The organism is Croceicoccus gelatinilyticus, from assembly GCF_018398395.1.
Classification (GTDB): Bacteria; Pseudomonadota; Alphaproteobacteria; order Sphingomonadales; family Sphingomonadaceae; genus Croceicoccus; species Croceicoccus gelatinilyticus.
Genome location: NZ_JAHCBF010000010.1, coordinates 31914 through 47040, shown reverse-complemented (window position 1 = coordinate 47040; position 15127 = coordinate 31914). Strand labels below are relative to the sequence as shown.

The following is a 15127-nucleotide window of genomic DNA, read 5'->3' as shown; positions in this document are numbered from 1 at the left end:
ATGAAGATCGAGAAGAACATCCTGGCCGCCCTCGCTGGCGCGGCGGTCACCCAGATCGGAAACGGCAACTGGAAGATCGACGGAGCAAACGATCCCACGGCCGAAGTAGATACGCTGGTGCGCAACCTGATCGATGGAACTCCGGACGCCGCAGCAGCTCAACACGCGGCTCTTACCATCTCCGAATGCTTCATGGCAGAATGCCCGGACATCGACGTTGACGCAGACTGGAAGAAGGAACTCTTCAACTTGTGCGTCGATGTCGACGTAACGTCTCGGATCGACGTCGAAGGCCTCGCTGCCTGACGATAACACCGAGCAGGTCTTGACCAGATGTTCCCCCAATGTTCCTAGCGGGCAATGGGGAGCATCAAGACCGATTCCATCAACCAGTTCGCAAGGCGCGGCTATCTCGTGCGTGTCACGTGCGCGGCATGCGGCCACCAGCAACTGAAGCACCCCGTCGAGATGATGCAGGCTCTTCACAGCCGCAAGATCTCCCTTCGCGTCGAAGTCGTCGAGCGACACCTCAAATGCTCCGAATGCGGGGCGAGGGCAGCCCGGATCGAACCTTCGATGCCATAGCACGCCGACCAAGGAAGAATTTCATGCTCCATCTTATGCGCCCCCTCGACAGGGGCACGTATCCCGCTGGAGCAGGCCAATATGCTCCGCGCTACCTCGAAGCGTGGTTGCGCCACTTTCCGGTCGCAACGCCTTCACAGCGTGACAAGGAAGACTGGGTCGAGAATGCGTGCTTCATCGACGCGTTCGAGCGCGTTGGCGTTGATTTTGAAATTCTCGGCGAGTGCCGCGGCATCATGCTGACCGCAACCGAAGACAGCCTCGCATCCGGCACAGGGCAGGGCGCTTTCTTCCATTCGGGTGTCTCGCGGGCCGATACGGTGGACAGCGACTACCGCTTTCCCCTCCAGGGCAAGGAGCACCTCAAGGCGATCTCCCGTCATGCTTTGGCCGACAGCTTTGCCGCTGCGTCAGGTCGCAAGATGATCCTCGTGCCGCCGAGCGCATCGGCAATCAACGAAGCGGTGCGCCAGATCGTCCCTGCTGAAGGCCAGGTCTTCATCAAGACGCTCAAGAAGGGGATGGCCCGCATCTTCAACATCAGGGCCGACATGAGCCCGATGGACGCAATCGTCGCCCAAGACGAGGACATCGCATGGACGCTCGTGCAGTTTGACGGCGTCCAGAGCCCCTATTTTTCCATCCAGGGCGTGATCGAACCGACTTTCGAGTACCGGATGTTCATTGTCGACGGATCACCGGTCACAGGCGCAGGCTGCGTCGAAAGCTTTACGCCGCTCGACAACGCCGCGCGCTTCGATCCGAAGATGGAAGAGATCCGCAACGACGGACTGGTCAATCACGAATATCGCCTGGTCGAGCAATACCTCGCCTTTGCCTTGCGGCTGGCCCGCAAGCTCACGCCCGAACTGGCCGGCGCCCCGGCCTATGGGCTCGACCTGTGCGTTGACCGCATCAGCGGCAATATTGTCCCCATCGAGGTGAACCCACCGCTGAACCTTGGCCGCTATGCATCGGATGTAGAAGCCTGGGTCAAGGCGATCGACAACCAGCCCGCCTGAGCGGCAATCCTAAAAATTTGGAAACCCATGGCATCTATCCTAAAATGCCATGGGCATCTGCAATCGTTTGGCGCTCCCTTGCGCCCAATTGATCTTCTCGGACTACAGGACGGACACCATGGCAGCTATCGCAGTCGTCGACGACGACGACATCTTCAAGGCCGTCGTCGAAAGCGCACTCACATCGGCGGGCCATACCGTCACGAGCCATGACAATGGCGCCGACGCCCTCGAGCACCTGAAGGCCGAGCCGTGCAACCTGCTCATCACTGACGGAATGATGCCAGTCATGAGCGGCGTCGAACTGGTCCGCCGCCTGCAGGAAGATGAGGGCAAGACTGCCCTTCCGGTCATCGTCTCGAGCGCGCGCGAAGACATCCGGTTGCAGATGCGCGAACGGGGCCTCACCGTCGCCGATTACCTCAACAAGCCGTTCGATCTCGAACGCCTGCTCGCCACGGTCGATCGCCTGACAGGATCGCAAGCCGGTGTTTGATCTGCTGCTCATGGCAGCGGCCCTGGCGAGCGGACCGGCAACCGGCCTTGGTGAGCCAAGCCCTCGCCAGCTCGCGATTGCCGGTCGCCATTCGGAAGCTATCGCGGCGATCGACAAGGAGATTGCGGAGCATCCCGCCGATCTCGACCTCCAGCTCGAACGTGCCCGCTTTCTCTACTGGGCCGAGCGGCACGAGCAGGCACGCGACGCACTGTCCCTCATCGCTGCTTCATCGCCGGATTATCCGGGCCTTGCCGATCTTTCCGACCAGGTCGATCGTGCTCTCACCGGCGGCCAGCACGCCACTTCTGCCGGCGGCCTATCTCTTTCAGCTTCCACGGCCGATGTCTCGATTTCAGGCCGCAAAGCCACCTGGAATACCGTTGCGGCTACCGCCTACTGGTCAGAACCCCGCTACACCGTGTCGATCTCTGCAGAACGCGAGAAGCGCGCCGTCGCAGACACGAGGCTGAAGGCAGACCTTTCCGGCGTTGTCGGTGCAGTTCGTTGGCGGCTGGGCGGAACATCGACGCCTGACGCCGACTTCCGAGAGAGGTGGAGCGTGCATGCAGGCGCGGGACGTCTCGTTGGCCGCCATGAGGTCGGGATCGACCTGCGACATGCCTCATACGCATCGAACGAGATCGACATCATCCAGCCTTATGCAACGCTACGTGCGCCGTCGGCCCGCATCAGCGTAAAGATCGAGGCCGTTCTCGCCCGGGACGAGAACGGCCTCAACGAAGGCATGGCTCTACGCGCCGATTACCTGCCAGAGAGCCGAACCGGTGCCTTTGTCTCATTCGCCAGCTACCCCGAGGCCGAACGCGCAGTCGTCAGGATGACGAAGCTCGCCGCTATTGGTGGCAGGCTGCCTGTCGCCCGCCGCGTCGACATGCACGTCTCGATCGAGCGTGAAGAACGGGCGAGCACCTACAAGCGGACAGCAGGAACGCTGGCAATCATCTATCGCTTCGGACGCTAGGTCATGACGCCAACACTGATCGTCGTAGCTTCCACCGTCCTCATGCTTCTCTCCATGATCGTTCTCATCGTCGACCGAGCCGTGGACGAACGCCAGGACAAGGCTCGCAAGCAGCAGGTCGCCCAGGCAACCCGCGAGCTCGTCGCCTTTGCGCACGGTGGCGGCTTCGAGAAGAACCTGCCTGTCGGTATCTATCTCACGGCCGCCTCGCGCCTCGCCGACATCATCAAGGGCGCAGCTTACCAGCGAATGATAACCCTGCTGGACAGGCAGGGCTGGCTCCACGTTTATACCGAGAGGGCATTCGTGATGAGCAATCGCCGTCGCTATGCGGCAATCAAGATGCTCGAGAGCTTCAATTGCCCCCTGACGATCCTCACTCTCCAGCGCGTCATGGCCAACGACAGGCTGCCCGAATACCGGAAGATGGCCGCGCTAGCACTTCTTCGTTTCGGCGGTCTTCCCTCGATCGATTCAACGATCAAGTTTCTCGATCTGACAAATGGCCCTACCGGCATAACCGAGCTTGCCGTGCTACGGGAACTAGCGAGGCAGGATGGCCCCTACCTTGAAGCGATCTCGCGCGAACATCCCCGCGCGTTCCGGATCGCGGTCATTTCCTGCCTCGGTGCATCCAATGAGCACGCGATCTTCGAAAAGCTGAGCAGGTGGGCGTTCTCCGGCGACGCGGAAATTGCAGAAGCCATCGCCACTTCGCTCGAGTGGTCGACGAACAGCTCTGCAAACGAGATCCTGCTGGATCTGCTCGAGCACCACGAACCCCGCGTGCGATACAGGGCGCTGGTATCGCTTTGGTACCGAGGACACGAGTTCGGCGAAAAGCACCGCAGAATGCTGACGGCCACTGCCGATCCCTATGTCGGCTCGGTGGCCGACTTTGCGTGGCCCCGACCCAGGTCTATCGAAATTGAAAAGGAGGCGATGCTGGCATGACCATGACAACGCATCCTGTGTTCATCGCGCTGATGGCAGTCCTTGTGATTGTCGTCATCCGCAACCTCATCGCCGTTGCACATCTCCTGATCTCGATCTGGGTATTCTACACCCGTCCGCGCCCGACCGTATCCCGGCAGGCCATCTGGGCACGTCGCGCTGCCCATTCCCCGCCGATCACGATCATTGCCCCGGCCTTCAACGAGTCTCTCTCCGTTGTCGATTCAGCCAGCTCGCTACTGGCCATCGAATATCCCGACCACCAGGTCATCATCGTGAACGATGGTTCGAGCGACGATACTCTCGAGCGCCTCATTGCTGCCTTCCAGCTCTACGAGGTCGAACGCCGTCCGGTCGCTCATTTGCACCGGACCGAGGTGAGGGGGGTCTACGCCTCGCGCAAGCATCGCAACCTCACCGTCATCGACAAGATGAACGGCCGGAAGGCCGATGCCGTAAACGCGGGCCTGAGCTACGCCCTGACGCCTCTCGTTTGCATCATCGATGCAGATACCATTGTCGAGCCTGACGGCCTCCTGCGCGCTGCCAAGCCCTTCGTCACCGATGACGGAAGCCTGCTTGCCGTAGGTGGGACGATCCGTGCCGTGAACGGCTGCCGCGTCGAGAATGGCTATGTGCAGGCCGTGGGCACTCCCAAGAGCTGGCTCGCCTGTTTCCAGATCCTCGAATACACGCGCGCCTTCCTCTCGGTCCGCGTTGCGGCCGCACACATGAAATCGCTGCTGCTGATCTCGGGCGCCTTCGGCGTATTCCGGCGCGACGCATTGATGGAGATCGGCGGACTTCGCCATGACACCGTGGGTGAAGACCTCGAGGTCATCGTCAGGCTCCACCGCCATTTCTGCGGCTCCGGTCGGCCATACAAGATCGACTTTATCCCGGAGATCGTCGTCTGGACCGACGTGCCGCAGACCATCAAGGGCCTGCGCAACCAGAGGGCGCGCTGGCAGCAGGGCGCCCTTGAGACGCTGGCGCATCACCGGTCGATGATCGGAAACCCGCGCTACAGGCAAATCGGCCTGTGGGCTCTGCCCATTGCGTATCTCGAGGACGTGATCGGTCCCTTTGCCGAATTGCTCGGCTGGATCCTGATGCCGATCGGGTTTGCCTTGGGCATCATCCCTGCAGGCCTTGCCGTCGCTTTCATATTTCAGACGATCGTCATCGGACTTGGCCTCAGCATCGGCGCGCTCGTGCTCGACAACAAGACCCGCCAGCGCAAGCCGCCTACCGCCAAGTTCGCCAAGATCATGTTCGCTGCCCTTATAGAGGGCATCGGATACCGCCAGCTGAGCCTCCTCTTCAGGCTCGATGGCATCCGGCGTTATCTCAGGAAGGAAAAAGCCTGGGCAGCGGCTGGCCGAAGCGCGCTGCTTAGAAGCTGAGACCTAAGACCCGATCTATCTCTCGACGCCGTGGCTAACGCCGCGGCGTTTTGCATTGGAGGCACATAATGTCCGACACCAACCAGTCCTTCACGCTCGACCCGGTATCCGAGAAATTCATCGAGGCAGGCTATTCGCCCAACGAGTTCATCCTCGACATGAACGGGTGCCTGTCCTCGCCCCCTCAGACCGAGAAGCCATGGAACCTGCCGTGCCGTCTCATGAACTTTCCCGTGATCTACGGACCGGTCGTTGTCCTTGACGGTGAGCCGATCGGCCGCGTCGTCAGCGCCAGCCACCCGCTGATCCTCGATCATCCGTTCGTCAAAGAGGTTTTCGAACTCCTCGAGACCGAACCGACGTATGTCCAAGGCAGCCAAGTCAAATACCAGAACAAGCTGATGACCTGGTATCATGCGGTGGATCTCGTCTCCGCCGGCAGGCTCGACGACCTTCTGGATACCCTCCAGTTCACCACGACCAAGGACGTCGTGAGCGCCTTGGCTTACGGCCTGCGCTATGGAGCAGAGAAGGGCGGGCATGTTACAACCCTCCAGGCCCGGCAGGCGCTTGAGCGCCTCGGAATCGAGGAAATTCCGGCAGATGCACCCGCCGTTGCCCAGTACCTAGAAACCGGCCCAGTTAACCCTGAAAGCATCAACTTCCCGGGCCAGCGCGATGAAGACTTTGAAGCATGGACGCTGATCCACGGGATCGAGCGCGGCTATTTCGGCTACAAGAGCCGCTTCCTGCGCTGGAATGCGAAGGCGAAGACCGCCCAGCTCTCCATGCTTTGACGGTCAGGCAGACTTTGAAATGAGGCCGAGCGCCTCTGCGATCTCGGAAAAGTCAGTCCGGATCATCGCGAGTGCATCGGGATTGAACCGAATTGCACTGGCCAGCAGGCTCTGCCTCGCCCGGCCATAAAGATCGCGCATGGCATTGGCGACGACGTCATTGCCGGAAATACCCATCTCCAAGGCTATGACGCTCGACACCGCGCGAGAGATCGAGCGGCTGCGCAATTCCGGGTTCTCGGCTTCATGCGCGTAGATGGCCGTCCCGATCGAGGCGATCAGCTGTTCAAAGCAGATAGCCGTCAGCTCATGGGGCGAAGCCCCATTGACGCGCGCATCGAATTCTACCTGTCGGTAGGCCTCGGCAGGATGGAGCCTGCGGGACAACATCAGTCGTCAGACTTGTTCCAGGCTGCGATCTGGTTCTGCAGAAACGATAGCGTCGACTGGTAGGACGAGATCCGCGTGTTCGTGGAGGCAAACTGCGTTACCAGACGGGCCCGCGTCACTTCCTGGTCCTCCAAGAGATCTTCACGCTGCTCCGATGCCTGCTTCAGGTCGTTATTGTAGCGCGATATCGAGCCGGCAAGACTTCCCGGGTTGCCCGTCGAAGCCGCATTGCGGTTGATCGTGTCGAACGTCCCGTAGACGCCATAGATGCCGGTGGTGAACATGGCTGTAACGCCATCCGGATCGCGCTCCATGGTTTTGGCCAGTCGATCGGGATCGAACTCGAACGTGCCATAGCGCGTGACGCTGATGCCGAGATCGGCCAGCGTGCGAGCATCGCCTTCAGCCGCATTTGGCATGACGATGCGGTTTGTAAGGCCGGCAAACGTCTGCCGCAGCGCACGGGCACCGCTATCGCGGGCCAGTTCGCCCGCGACTGGATCAGTTGCAGCGTTCAGCTCGGCAGCGATCTCGTTCATGGCCGAGGTCAGGTCCTGCACCGCGCCGCGAATTGCCGACGACGGATCCGCAAAACGGACCGTCGTCGGCGCTCCCACGTTCGTCCCCGTCAATTCCAAGTTCACACCAGGAATCGCTTCGACCACCGTGTTCGACGTTGACGTGCGGGAGAGACCATCAATTTGGAATGTTGCGTCCTTGCTCTCCTGAAGGAGCGAGCTTGTGCCCGCACCCGGCTGCCAGGCGAGCGACGACAGGCCCGGATTGGCGCCGTCCTCTACGACATCGATAACGAAGCCATTCTGGGCGCCTTCTGCACCCTTGATCATCAGGCGAGGGCCATCGACGGTGTTGGAGACATACGCGGTAAGACCAGCACCAGATGCCGAAATGGCCTGTGCCGTCTGGGTAAGCGTCATGCCGGGAGTAATCTCGATATCGACCGAGGCGTGACCGGTATCTTCGGTGAAGACCCCGCCTGCCACCTCGCCGTACCGGATCGTCATAGTGCCGGCGCCCACGACATCAGTAGCGGCGCCATAAGCTGCCGAGGCCAGCATCTGGCCTTGTGCGAGCTGCTCCACTTCAAGCGAATACGAGCCAGTCGGCTGTACGGTGTTCGAAAGCGTGCCCGTTGCGACACTCGCATTTCCAATGCTCGGCTCTGCCGAGAGGTCGCCCATGCGAACCCTGTCACCAAGCGAGGTCGACAGGCTCAGCAACATTGCCTTGAGGTTCGAGGCCGACGAGATCCGCGTCTCGAGGGACTGGCTCTTGTTTTCGAGCCGCTGCAGCCGGGAGGCATACTGGGCAACAGCCAGATCACTGGCGAGAGCCGACATGTCGATGCCGCTGCCAGCGCCCAGGGCGCTGATGATGCTGCTGGCTGCGGAAGTTGAGCTGGTCGTAGTCATGCCTGTCCTAACGGATGATCTTTTGATTTTTTAAGGGTGCCGAATGCTGGGAGTGCCATCGGCGTCAAAATGAAGCTCGACGGGCACCTCGATCTTCGGCTTCTGCGGCGTTTCGCCGCGTTTCAGCTGCAACACGAACGCCAGCAGCGCGGCGACCGATGCGTAGAGTTCGTGCCGGATGACCTGCCGCTCCTGCGTCGTGAAAAAGAGCGCGCGGGCCAGCTGCGGAAATTCAAGCACTGGCAGATCGTATTCGCCGGCAAGGTCCCTGATCGCGAGGGCCTTATCGTCCCGCCCCTTGGCAACGAGGATGGGAGCATCTGCCTTCGCGGGGTCGTAGCAAAGCGCCACCGAGAAATGGGTCGGGTTGGTGACTACGAACTGGGCTTCTTTCATTGCAGGCGCCAAGGCGCCAGCAGCCATCTTCCTCTGCCTGTCCCTGATGGCGCCCTTTTGCTCAGGCGAACCTTCCGATTCCTTGGTCTCGTCACGCACTTCCTGCAACGACATCATCAGGCGCTTGTTCCGGCGGAACATCTGAACCGGCACATCGATCAGCGCGATGAGAAAAAGTCCCGCCCCGAGCGAGAAGATGAGCGAGATCAGGGAATCCCATGCAAAGGCCAGCTGCTCCGACAGGTTACCCCGCCCGAGCGACGCGAACCCGTGATAGTGACTGCTGCCCCAGGCCCACGCGATCACGCCCAGCAAGAGGACCTTGCCCAAGCCCTTGATCATCTCGATCAGGCCATTGGGTCCGAACATCCTCTTGATGCCGTTGAGCGGATTGAGCCGCGACCCCTTGAAGGTGAGGTTCTTGTTGACCCACACCCCGGTCCCGAAGCCCATCTGGGAAATGATCGACGAAGTGATCACCGCCACACCCAGTACCATCACCGGCGGCAGGATGGAGGCAAGAAGCGCCATCATCGCTCCTGAAGGGTCGAAGTTGACGAGATCAGCGCGCTCCCATGTAAGGCCAACGCTCAGCGCCGTGCGCAGGCTCTCGAGCAGCCAACTGCCCGCCCATAGGAGCCAGGCACCACCGACCATCATGGCCGATGCCGTTGCCAATTCCTTCGAGCGCAAGACGTCGCCGTTATTGGCCGCGTCCTTCTTGCGCTTCTCGGTTGGCGCGAAATTCTTTTCGCCGGCAGCCTGCTCCTGGCTCATCGGATCACCAGCGCTTCGGAAGCCGAAATTGCAGCCATCGATAAGTCCCCCAGCTGCTCGTGAAGGACGGGCAGGCTGGCGATCAGCGCGACAAGGCCTGCCAGCACGCCTGCAGGCAGGCCAAGAGCGAAAAGATTGAGCGAAGGCGCCGACCGGCTGAGCACGCCCGTCACGACCTGCGTAAGAAGCAGGACGAAGGTCACAGGCAAGGCAATGACCACGGCCGTCACGAACATCGTCGTTGCAAAGCTGAGCAGGATCTCAAGCCGCTCCGGACCGAACCACGTCCCGCCGGGCGGGAAGGTCATGTAGCTCTCGACCAGAAGCCTGATCCAGAGCAGGTGCGCACCAAGCGCGAGGAAGATGAGCGTCATGACGACGGTGAAATACTGGCCGAGGGCAGGCGACTGCGACCCGCTGCCCGGATCGACGGCCGTGGCCATCGACATACCCATCGTCCCAGAAATCACTTCGGCAGCCAGCACCGGAGCTGCGAACGCCATCTGGAGAAGAAACCCCATCGACAGGCCGATGAGGACTTCTCCTGCCACGATGACCATTCCTTCGACCGAAAGCAGGTCCTGCGGAGCCTGTACGGCCGGGAACCAGACGCACAGGAATATGCCCAAGGCCCCGGCCGCAATGACGCGCACCTGAGGCGGAACGCTGCTGGCACCGAAAATCGGAGCTGCAAGCATGGCAGCGCCAAGGCGCGTCATCACGAACATCCAGCGCCAGAATTCCGCCTCGATGCCGCCAAGACCGAAGTCCAGCGAGATCATGACGAAATCTGCGCGATCTCGGTGAAGATCTCTTGGGCAAACTCCATCACGAGCCCCATCATCGCTCCGCCGAACAAGACGAGGACGAGAGCAGTCACCGCAAGCTTCGGGACAAAGGTGAGCGTTTGCTCGTTGACCGAGGTTGCCGCCTGGACAAGGCCGATGATGAGACCGACAGCCAGCGATGCGATCAGGACAGGAGCGGCCACGAGAGCTGTCGTCCAGAGCATCCGGTCTGCCAGCGCGAGGAGGGGAAGGACTTCGCTTTCCATTACGCCCTCTACGCGAAGCTTTGCGCAAGCGAGCCCATCAGCATTGCCCATCCGTCCACCAGGACGAACAGCAGCAGCTTGAAGGGCAGGGACACGATCATCGGGCTCATCATCATCATGCCAAGGCTCATGAGGACCGACGAGACCACGAGATCGATCACGAGGAACGGCAGGAAGAGCATGAAGCCGATCTGGAACGCCGTCTTCAGTTCGCTCGTAACGAAGGCCGGGAGAAGGATCGAGAACGGTACTTCTTCGCGCGTCTCGAACGCCGGAGCATTCGCGATGTCGGCAAACATGAGGAGATCACGCTCTCTCGTCTGCCGGATCATGAACGCATGGAATTCGTCACCTGCATTCGCGATGGCCTGCTCGGCAGGAATCTGGTCCTGCGCATAAGGGGCAATTGCCGTCTCGTTCACGCGGTCCAGCGTCGGCGCCATCACGAAAAGCGACAGGAACAGCGAGAGGCCGACGAGCACCTGGTTCGGGGGCGACTGCTGAAGCCCCAGCGCCTGACGGAGGATCGCCAGCACGATAAGAATGCGGGTGAAGCTCGTCATCATCAGGATGAGGCTCGGCAGGATCGTGAGTAGCCCCATGACCAGCAGAAGCTGGAGGGACAGGCTAAGCGAGCCATCGTTACCCGATTCAAGCGTCCCGAATGCACGATCAAGTGCGCCAGGAATGGCTTCCTGAGCAAATGCCGGTAGCGGCAGCGTTGCCGCAGTTACGGCAACAGCGATACAGGCCCGGCGGATCACTTCGCGCCCCGCATGTTCTCGAGAACCGATTTGAAGCTAGGCTTGGCAGGCTGCACAGCCGCATCCTCGTCATCCGACGCCTCGCGCTCGGTCGTATCGACCTCACGGGCAGGGGCTTCCGCCAGTCGGGTCAGCCCATGACGGGATGCGGACACGAGAATCTCGCGGCCATGAAACTCGATCACCGCGAGTTTCAGGGTCGGCGAGAGCATGGTCGTCTCAATGATCCGGGCCGACTTGCCCTGACCATTGCCGCCCACGCCGTTCTGCAGCTTCTTGGCGACCCTGATAGTCGCCCATGCCAGACCGCAGATCACGGGGATCATGATAGCCAGCTTCAGGAGGTACTCGATCATCGCGATCAGGCTCCAGGAGCTTCCACTGCTTCTGCAGTGGCCTTATGGCGAGCCTGCTGGCCTTCCATTTCCATGATGCGAATAGCGAAGCGGCCATTTTCCGTGATCACTTCGCCGCGCGCGATCCTGCGCCCATTGACCGAAATATCGATCAGCTCGTCTGTCAGGCGCTCGAGGGGAACGACGCTTTCTTCGCGCAGATCCATGACATCCTGCAGCGGCATTGTCGTAGCGCCCAGTTCGGCCGAAAGCCGAACGTCCACGTCTTTGAGAAAATTCATCGGGTCAGTCATCGATTGGTACCTTGAGAGAGAAAAATCAGAATGCGCGGGTGATCTGCAGGGCAACCCGATCGTCGAGTTCGCCAACGGTGCCGAAGGCAATCACCTTGTCTCCCACGCTGAGGGGAACCTGCCTTGCGAGCGCGACCGGAATGACGTCGCCTTCCTTCAGTCCCTGAAGCCGGCTGAGCGGCACGCGCATGTCGACAATGGTGGCCTTGAGCTTGAGCGGGATGTCGCAGAAGGGCTTGTCTGCCGGTGTCAGATCGGCCGACTTGCCGGGCGCAGGCAGGCGAGGCGTCGCATCGTTCAGAAGATCCACGACCTGCTGACGCATTGCGATCCGGACGGACCAGGGATGATTGTCACCGCACGCGATCTTGACTGCGAGGACATAGACGATGTCTTCCTCGTTGAAGGCGCGCAGCACCCCAAGATCGTCGCTGCGGCGGCCCTTCGCGAACTGGTTGAGGCTGTCATCGGGCGCCACCTTGCCGATCGACGACATCATGACGTCCTCGATGCGTCCGAGCATCGTCTGGACTGACCCGGGCATGGTGGCCGGCAACTCGCCCGAGACCTTCCCGTCGCCGCCGAAGACACGGTCCAGCAATTCATAGGCCGACCGCGCCTCGATCGAGATCATGAGGTCATCGGAATGAAGGCCGGCTGAGATCACGACGTGCGACATCGGCGCATCAAAATCTCCAAGCACGTCATCCGGGTCGCCCTTTGTGACAGGCTCTGCCTGCACAACGTATCGAACCTCGTCGCAGACCGGCGCGAACAACTGCGGAAGGATCACCGACAACCGGCGACCAACCAGAGTGAGGCACGACAAGCGTTCCGGTTCCTTGGAGCGCGTTCCGATCAGTTCGCTGCAGTGCTTGGCGACGGGACGCGCGCCAGCAAGTGAGAAGGACTGGTCCATCGTCTTACTGCACGATGAAAGTGCGGAAGTAGACCTGGTCGACGCCGCCGAACCCTTCCTGCTCGACCAACTCTTCATTGATCGCGTCGGTCAGACGCTTGCGAAGAGCCTTCTTGCCTTCGACCGAGAACATGTCGTCCTCGGACGTATTGGCCAGCTGCGTCAGGATTGCGGACCTGATGGCAAGCTCATGCTGCTTCAGCCACAGGAGAACGCGGCCGTCACGGCGCGTCGAGGCCGCAAGGCTGAGCTGAACCAGCGCATTGGATTCCTTGAGGTTCGAGGTGAAGTCGTCAGCGAAGCTGTAATACGACGTGCGGTATTCGCTGCCGCCGCCGCCAAACACTTCGCTCGCCATCTCGCCGCCTTCGGGGCTGTAAGGATCAGCCTCGCCCTTGCGGATGAGCTTGGGCATGTTGTTCACTTCGGCATGCGCATCGGCGACGCCCATCTGCATCGCCGCAAAGGCGCCGGCACCGCCGACACCGAGCAGCGCAACTGCTCCGAGCAACAGGATCAGCTTGTTTGCGCCCTTGGACTTCTTCTCGGTTTTATCCGACTTGCTCATGTCTCGTCATTCTTTCTCGATTGGATGGATGGGGTAGGGAAGCTCAGGCGAAGCGGCCGCCCTTACTCTCGTGATTGGTTGCGGCAGCATCGGCATCCGCGTCGTTCGACGAGAGCGGCCCCCTCGAATTGATGATTTCCTCGCGAGAGGGTCCGCGGCCAGTTGCCTGGCCCTGCGAACCGCTTGCCTGCGAATTGGACTGGAAGGACTGGTCCTGCGCCCCGGAATGGTGACGAGCCTGTTCATCCCCGCGCGAAGTCTGGGCCTGCGGCTCCGCCATTGCGCGAACAGCCGAATGAGCAGCCGGGGCAAAGCCGGCGTCAGCGCTCGAGATCTGCGCCATCAGCCCGCGATCCTCACGGCTCAGGCGAACGGCGAGAACACCAAATTCTGCGTGCTGCACCGTCGTCTTGACCGGCTGGCCACTTTCCTCGTGAGCGCGAGAGATCGCCTGCACGAGTTCACCGATGCGCTCGACACTCGTCATGCCTGCGCCTTCAGCCGGGACATGCCCTGCAGGGGCCGCTGCCACAGGGGCGCGGTTCTCAGCCGGAGCGATCACTGTAAGCTGAAGATGCATTTCCGACTGGGTGCCCGTGATAGGACGCATCTGGGCAGCAGTCGCAGTGTCGGACGCACGGTTCTCATACGAACCATCAACCACCCGCGACGACTTCGTACCGGTCTCGCGCACACCTTCCTTCGTACGATCAGCCGCAATCAATGCGGAAGCCTCCGACCCGGTCGGGTTAGCCAGGCTCTTGGCCTCGCCAGCCACCCGCTTTGCTTCGATGACAGGCGTAGCAGGCACGGCCTCGGGCTTTACCTGGGAGAAATCCTTGAGCTGTTCGGCCACCGGGACCGTAACCGACATCTCGACCACTGCAGGCCGTGCTCGGCCTTGCGTCATGCCTTCCTTCGCGACCACCGCGCTCAGGGCGCGTTCGACCACCGAAGCGATCTCGCCATCGCTTAGAGCCTCGTTGCCGGCAGGAAAGCTGATCGATGCCCCGTTCGGCTTGAGCCTCACGGCAACACCTTCGGGCAGCTCGAGCGGAACCGGATCAGTGCCAATGGGGAGAAGGGCGGGCTCCAGTTTCTGGGGTCCGGCCTTGATGGGCGCGGCGGCAGCGATGGAGGTGGGCGGCAAAAGTTTGCCGCTCTCGGCAAGAACCGCCCAGAGATCACGCGTTTTCGCCGGAATTGCAGGGTTGGCGGCGGCAACAGGCGGCAAGACGGGCGGCAAATTCTTGCCGCTTGCCGTAACTGGGGCTGCCGCCACATCCTTTGTTGTCACGACTACGTCGGTCAGCTGCATCGGGGCAACCGCAATGCTGAGAGCCTCAAACAGCTCGGAAAACTCGCCGCCTTCGGGGGTTTCCGCGCTATCGGCGCCCACAATACCGGATTTGGACGATGCGATGCCGCCAGCGGCTGGGGCTGTGGTCGTAGAGGTCTGCAGAAGGTTCATCGGGCAACTCGCGCAATTCGGAATGTCGCCCTGTCAGTTTCAAGAACCGTGCCAGTTCTTGCGCCGCGGCGGTGCCGGCTCGGCTTTTTCCTTGCGAAGCCCGCGAACGACTTCATCGATCTTGTCTGTCACGACTGATTGCCGCTTCTCGGCCGATACAAGGTCGGCCTGCCGCGCATCGGCGACACTGCGAGCAGTGACGATATCGTCTTCTGTCTGCTGGGTGAGCCGGTGCATCCCGCCAAGGAAGCTCCCGAGGACCCGCAGATCACCACCCTGGACGCAAAGACCTTGCGGGTCATAGCTACCAGCAATCGTGCGCGTGCGATCACGTAGCGAGAGGAGCTGGCCAAGCGTACCCTCAGCAGCAGCCGCTTGGGTCGCGGCGACGTGCTTGGAAATCGAACGTACCCGTTCAATCCGTTTCAGGCGCTCCAGCTTCCTCTTGTCGGCCTTCATGC

20 protein-coding genes are annotated in these 15127 nt (G+C 61.1%); 8 read left to right on the top strand and 12 right to left on the bottom strand.

Annotated features, from left to right (window positions below; translation table 11 throughout):
• The 8 genes from KIH45_RS16540 to KIH45_RS16505 all read left to right on the top strand — a co-directional run bounded on the left by KIH45_RS16540 (nucleotide 1) and on the right by KIH45_RS16505 (nucleotide 6245).
• Nucleotides 1-306, top strand: coding sequence for a hypothetical protein (locus KIH45_RS16540; protein ID WP_213177102.1), 306 nt, complete (start codon nucleotides 1-3; stop codon nucleotides 304-306).
• Between the two features lie 54 nt (nucleotides 307-360).
• Entirely contained in the window at nucleotides 361-585 is a 225-nt protein-coding gene (locus tag KIH45_RS16535; protein ID WP_213177101.1) for a hypothetical protein, read from the top strand.
• Between the two features lie 23 nt (nucleotides 586-608).
• Complete coding sequence (locus KIH45_RS16530; protein WP_213177100.1) at nucleotides 609-1607, top strand: hypothetical protein; 999 nt, start codon at nucleotides 609-611, stop codon at nucleotides 1605-1607.
• Nucleotides 1608-1725: 118 nt separating this feature from the next.
• Nucleotides 1726-2103 (top strand): response regulator, encoded by a 378-nt coding sequence (locus KIH45_RS16525; protein ID WP_213177099.1) that lies wholly within the window; start codon nucleotides 1726-1728, stop codon nucleotides 2101-2103.
• Nucleotides 2096-3088 (top strand): YaiO family outer membrane beta-barrel protein, encoded by a 993-nt coding sequence (locus KIH45_RS16520; RefSeq protein ID WP_213177098.1) that lies wholly within the window; start codon nucleotides 2096-2098, stop codon nucleotides 3086-3088. The genes KIH45_RS16525 and KIH45_RS16520 overlap by 8 nt, the downstream gene beginning before the upstream one ends.
• 3 nt (nucleotides 3089-3091) lie before the next feature.
• Nucleotides 3092-4042 (top strand): HEAT repeat domain-containing protein, encoded by a 951-nt coding sequence (locus tag KIH45_RS16515; protein WP_213177097.1) that lies wholly within the window; start codon nucleotides 3092-3094, stop codon nucleotides 4040-4042.
• Nucleotides 4039-5448: a glycosyltransferase family 2 protein gene (locus KIH45_RS16510; protein WP_213177096.1), complete on the top strand. Its 1410-nt coding sequence runs from the start codon at nucleotides 4039-4041 to the stop codon at nucleotides 5446-5448. Before KIH45_RS16515 ends, KIH45_RS16510 begins: the two co-directional genes overlap by 4 nt.
• Before the next feature lie 68 nt (nucleotides 5449-5516).
• Nucleotides 5517-6245: a hypothetical protein gene (locus tag KIH45_RS16505; protein WP_213177095.1), complete on the top strand. Its 729-nt coding sequence runs from the start codon at nucleotides 5517-5519 to the stop codon at nucleotides 6243-6245.
• Between the two features lie 3 nt (nucleotides 6246-6248).
• On the opposite strand, the gene KIH45_RS16500 is transcribed toward KIH45_RS16505, so the two are convergent.
• From KIH45_RS16500 to KIH45_RS16445, 12 genes are read right to left on the bottom strand one after another with little or no spacing between them, the layout of a single operon-like run.
• Nucleotides 6249-6635, bottom strand: a complete 387-nt coding sequence (locus tag KIH45_RS16500; protein WP_213177094.1) for a flagellar export chaperone FliS — start codon at nucleotides 6633-6635, stop codon at nucleotides 6249-6251.
• Nucleotides 6635-8068: a flagellar filament capping protein FliD gene (fliD, locus tag KIH45_RS16495; protein WP_213177093.1), complete on the bottom strand. Its 1434-nt coding sequence runs from the start codon at nucleotides 8066-8068 to the stop codon at nucleotides 6635-6637. The genes KIH45_RS16500 and fliD overlap by 1 nt, the downstream gene beginning before the upstream one ends.
• A gap of 30 nt (nucleotides 8069-8098) precedes the next feature.
• Complete coding sequence (locus tag KIH45_RS16490) at nucleotides 8099-9241, bottom strand: EscU/YscU/HrcU family type III secretion system export apparatus switch protein (protein ID WP_213177092.1); 1143 nt, start codon at nucleotides 9239-9241, stop codon at nucleotides 8099-8101.
• Complete coding sequence (gene fliR / locus KIH45_RS16485) at nucleotides 9238-10023, bottom strand: flagellar biosynthetic protein FliR (protein WP_213177091.1); 786 nt, start codon at nucleotides 10021-10023, stop codon at nucleotides 9238-9240. Before fliR ends, KIH45_RS16490 begins: the two co-directional genes overlap by 4 nt.
• The gene (locus KIH45_RS16480; RefSeq protein ID WP_213177090.1) at nucleotides 10020-10295 is read right to left on the bottom strand and encodes a flagellar biosynthetic protein FliQ; all 276 of its coding nucleotides are present in this window, start codon (nucleotides 10293-10295) and stop codon (nucleotides 10020-10022) included. Before KIH45_RS16480 ends, fliR begins: the two co-directional genes overlap by 4 nt.
• A gap of 8 nt (nucleotides 10296-10303) precedes the next feature.
• Entirely contained in the window at nucleotides 10304-11041 is a 738-nt protein-coding gene (gene fliP, locus KIH45_RS16475) for a flagellar type III secretion system pore protein FliP (RefSeq protein WP_213177130.1), read from the bottom strand.
• A 14-nt stretch (nucleotides 11042-11055) separates the two neighbouring features.
• Nucleotides 11056-11415: a flagellar biosynthetic protein FliO gene (locus tag KIH45_RS16470; RefSeq protein WP_213177089.1), complete on the bottom strand. Its 360-nt coding sequence runs from the start codon at nucleotides 11413-11415 to the stop codon at nucleotides 11056-11058.
• 5 nt (nucleotides 11416-11420) lie between these two features.
• The gene (gene fliN / locus KIH45_RS16465; protein WP_213177088.1) at nucleotides 11421-11708 is read right to left on the bottom strand and encodes a flagellar motor switch protein FliN; all 288 of its coding nucleotides are present in this window, start codon (nucleotides 11706-11708) and stop codon (nucleotides 11421-11423) included.
• Nucleotides 11709-11733: 25 nt separating this feature from the next.
• Nucleotides 11734-12627, bottom strand: coding sequence for a FliM/FliN family flagellar motor switch protein (locus KIH45_RS16460; protein ID WP_213177087.1), 894 nt, complete (start codon nucleotides 12625-12627; stop codon nucleotides 11734-11736).
• A gap of 4 nt (nucleotides 12628-12631) precedes the next feature.
• Nucleotides 12632-13195 carry a flagellar basal body-associated FliL family protein gene (locus tag KIH45_RS16455; protein ID WP_213177086.1) on the bottom strand — a complete coding sequence of 188 codons (564 nt, stop codon included), beginning with the start codon at nucleotides 13193-13195 and terminating at the stop codon, nucleotides 12632-12634.
• A gap of 43 nt (nucleotides 13196-13238) precedes the next feature.
• Nucleotides 13239-14666, bottom strand: a complete 1428-nt coding sequence (locus tag KIH45_RS16450) for a hypothetical protein (RefSeq protein WP_213177085.1) — start codon at nucleotides 14664-14666, stop codon at nucleotides 13239-13241.
• Nucleotides 14667-14705: 39 nt separating this feature from the next.
• The gene (locus KIH45_RS16445) at nucleotides 14706-15125 is read right to left on the bottom strand and encodes a hypothetical protein (protein ID WP_213177084.1); all 420 of its coding nucleotides are present in this window, start codon (nucleotides 15123-15125) and stop codon (nucleotides 14706-14708) included.
• Nucleotides 15126-15127 lie beyond the last annotated feature (2 nt).

Bases quoted from the DNA above. Each gene is read 5' to 3' on its own strand.
- KIH45_RS16540 (WP_213177102.1), top strand. From the start codon at position 1: ATGAAGATCGAGAAGAACATCCTGGCCGCCCTCGCTGGCGCGGCGGTC.
- KIH45_RS16535 (WP_213177101.1), top strand. From the start codon at position 361: ATGGGGAGCATCAAGACCGATTCCATCAACCAGTTCGCAAGGCGCGGC.
- KIH45_RS16530 (WP_213177100.1), top strand. From the start codon at position 609: ATGCTCCATCTTATGCGCCCCCTCGACAGGGGCACGTATCCCGCTGGA.
- KIH45_RS16525 (WP_213177099.1), top strand. From the start codon at position 1,726: ATGGCAGCTATCGCAGTCGTCGACGACGACGACATCTTCAAGGCCGTC.
- KIH45_RS16515 (WP_213177097.1), top strand. From the start codon at position 3,092: ATGACGCCAACACTGATCGTCGTAGCTTCCACCGTCCTCATGCTTCTC.
- KIH45_RS16510 (WP_213177096.1), top strand. From the start codon at position 4,039: ATGACCATGACAACGCATCCTGTGTTCATCGCGCTGATGGCAGTCCTT.
- KIH45_RS16505 (WP_213177095.1), top strand. From the start codon at position 5,517: ATGTCCGACACCAACCAGTCCTTCACGCTCGACCCGGTATCCGAGAAA.
- KIH45_RS16500 (WP_213177094.1), bottom strand. From the start codon at position 6,635: ATGTTGTCCCGCAGGCTCCATCCTGCCGAGGCCTACCGACAGGTAGAA.
- fliD (WP_213177093.1), bottom strand. From the start codon at position 8,068: ATGACTACGACCAGCTCAACTTCCGCAGCCAGCAGCATCATCAGCGCC.
- KIH45_RS16490 (WP_213177092.1), bottom strand. From the start codon at position 9,241: ATGAGCCAGGAGCAGGCTGCCGGCGAAAAGAATTTCGCGCCAACCGAG.
- fliR (WP_213177091.1), bottom strand. From the start codon at position 10,023: ATGATCTCGCTGGACTTCGGTCTTGGCGGCATCGAGGCGGAATTCTGG.
- KIH45_RS16480 (WP_213177090.1), bottom strand. From the start codon at position 10,295: ATGGAAAGCGAAGTCCTTCCCCTCCTCGCGCTGGCAGACCGGATGCTC.
- KIH45_RS16470 (WP_213177089.1), bottom strand. From the start codon at position 11,415: ATGATCGAGTACCTCCTGAAGCTGGCTATCATGATCCCCGTGATCTGC.
- fliN (WP_213177088.1), bottom strand. From the start codon at position 11,708: ATGACTGACCCGATGAATTTTCTCAAAGACGTGGACGTTCGGCTTTCG.
- KIH45_RS16460 (WP_213177087.1), bottom strand. From the start codon at position 12,627: ATGGACCAGTCCTTCTCACTTGCTGGCGCGCGTCCCGTCGCCAAGCAC.
- KIH45_RS16455 (WP_213177086.1), bottom strand. From the start codon at position 13,195: ATGAGCAAGTCGGATAAAACCGAGAAGAAGTCCAAGGGCGCAAACAAG.
- KIH45_RS16450 (WP_213177085.1), bottom strand. From the start codon at position 14,666: ATGAACCTTCTGCAGACCTCTACGACCACAGCCCCAGCCGCTGGCGGC.
- KIH45_RS16445 (WP_213177084.1), bottom strand. From the start codon at position 15,125: ATGAAGGCCGACAAGAGGAAGCTGGAGCGCCTGAAACGGATTGAACGG.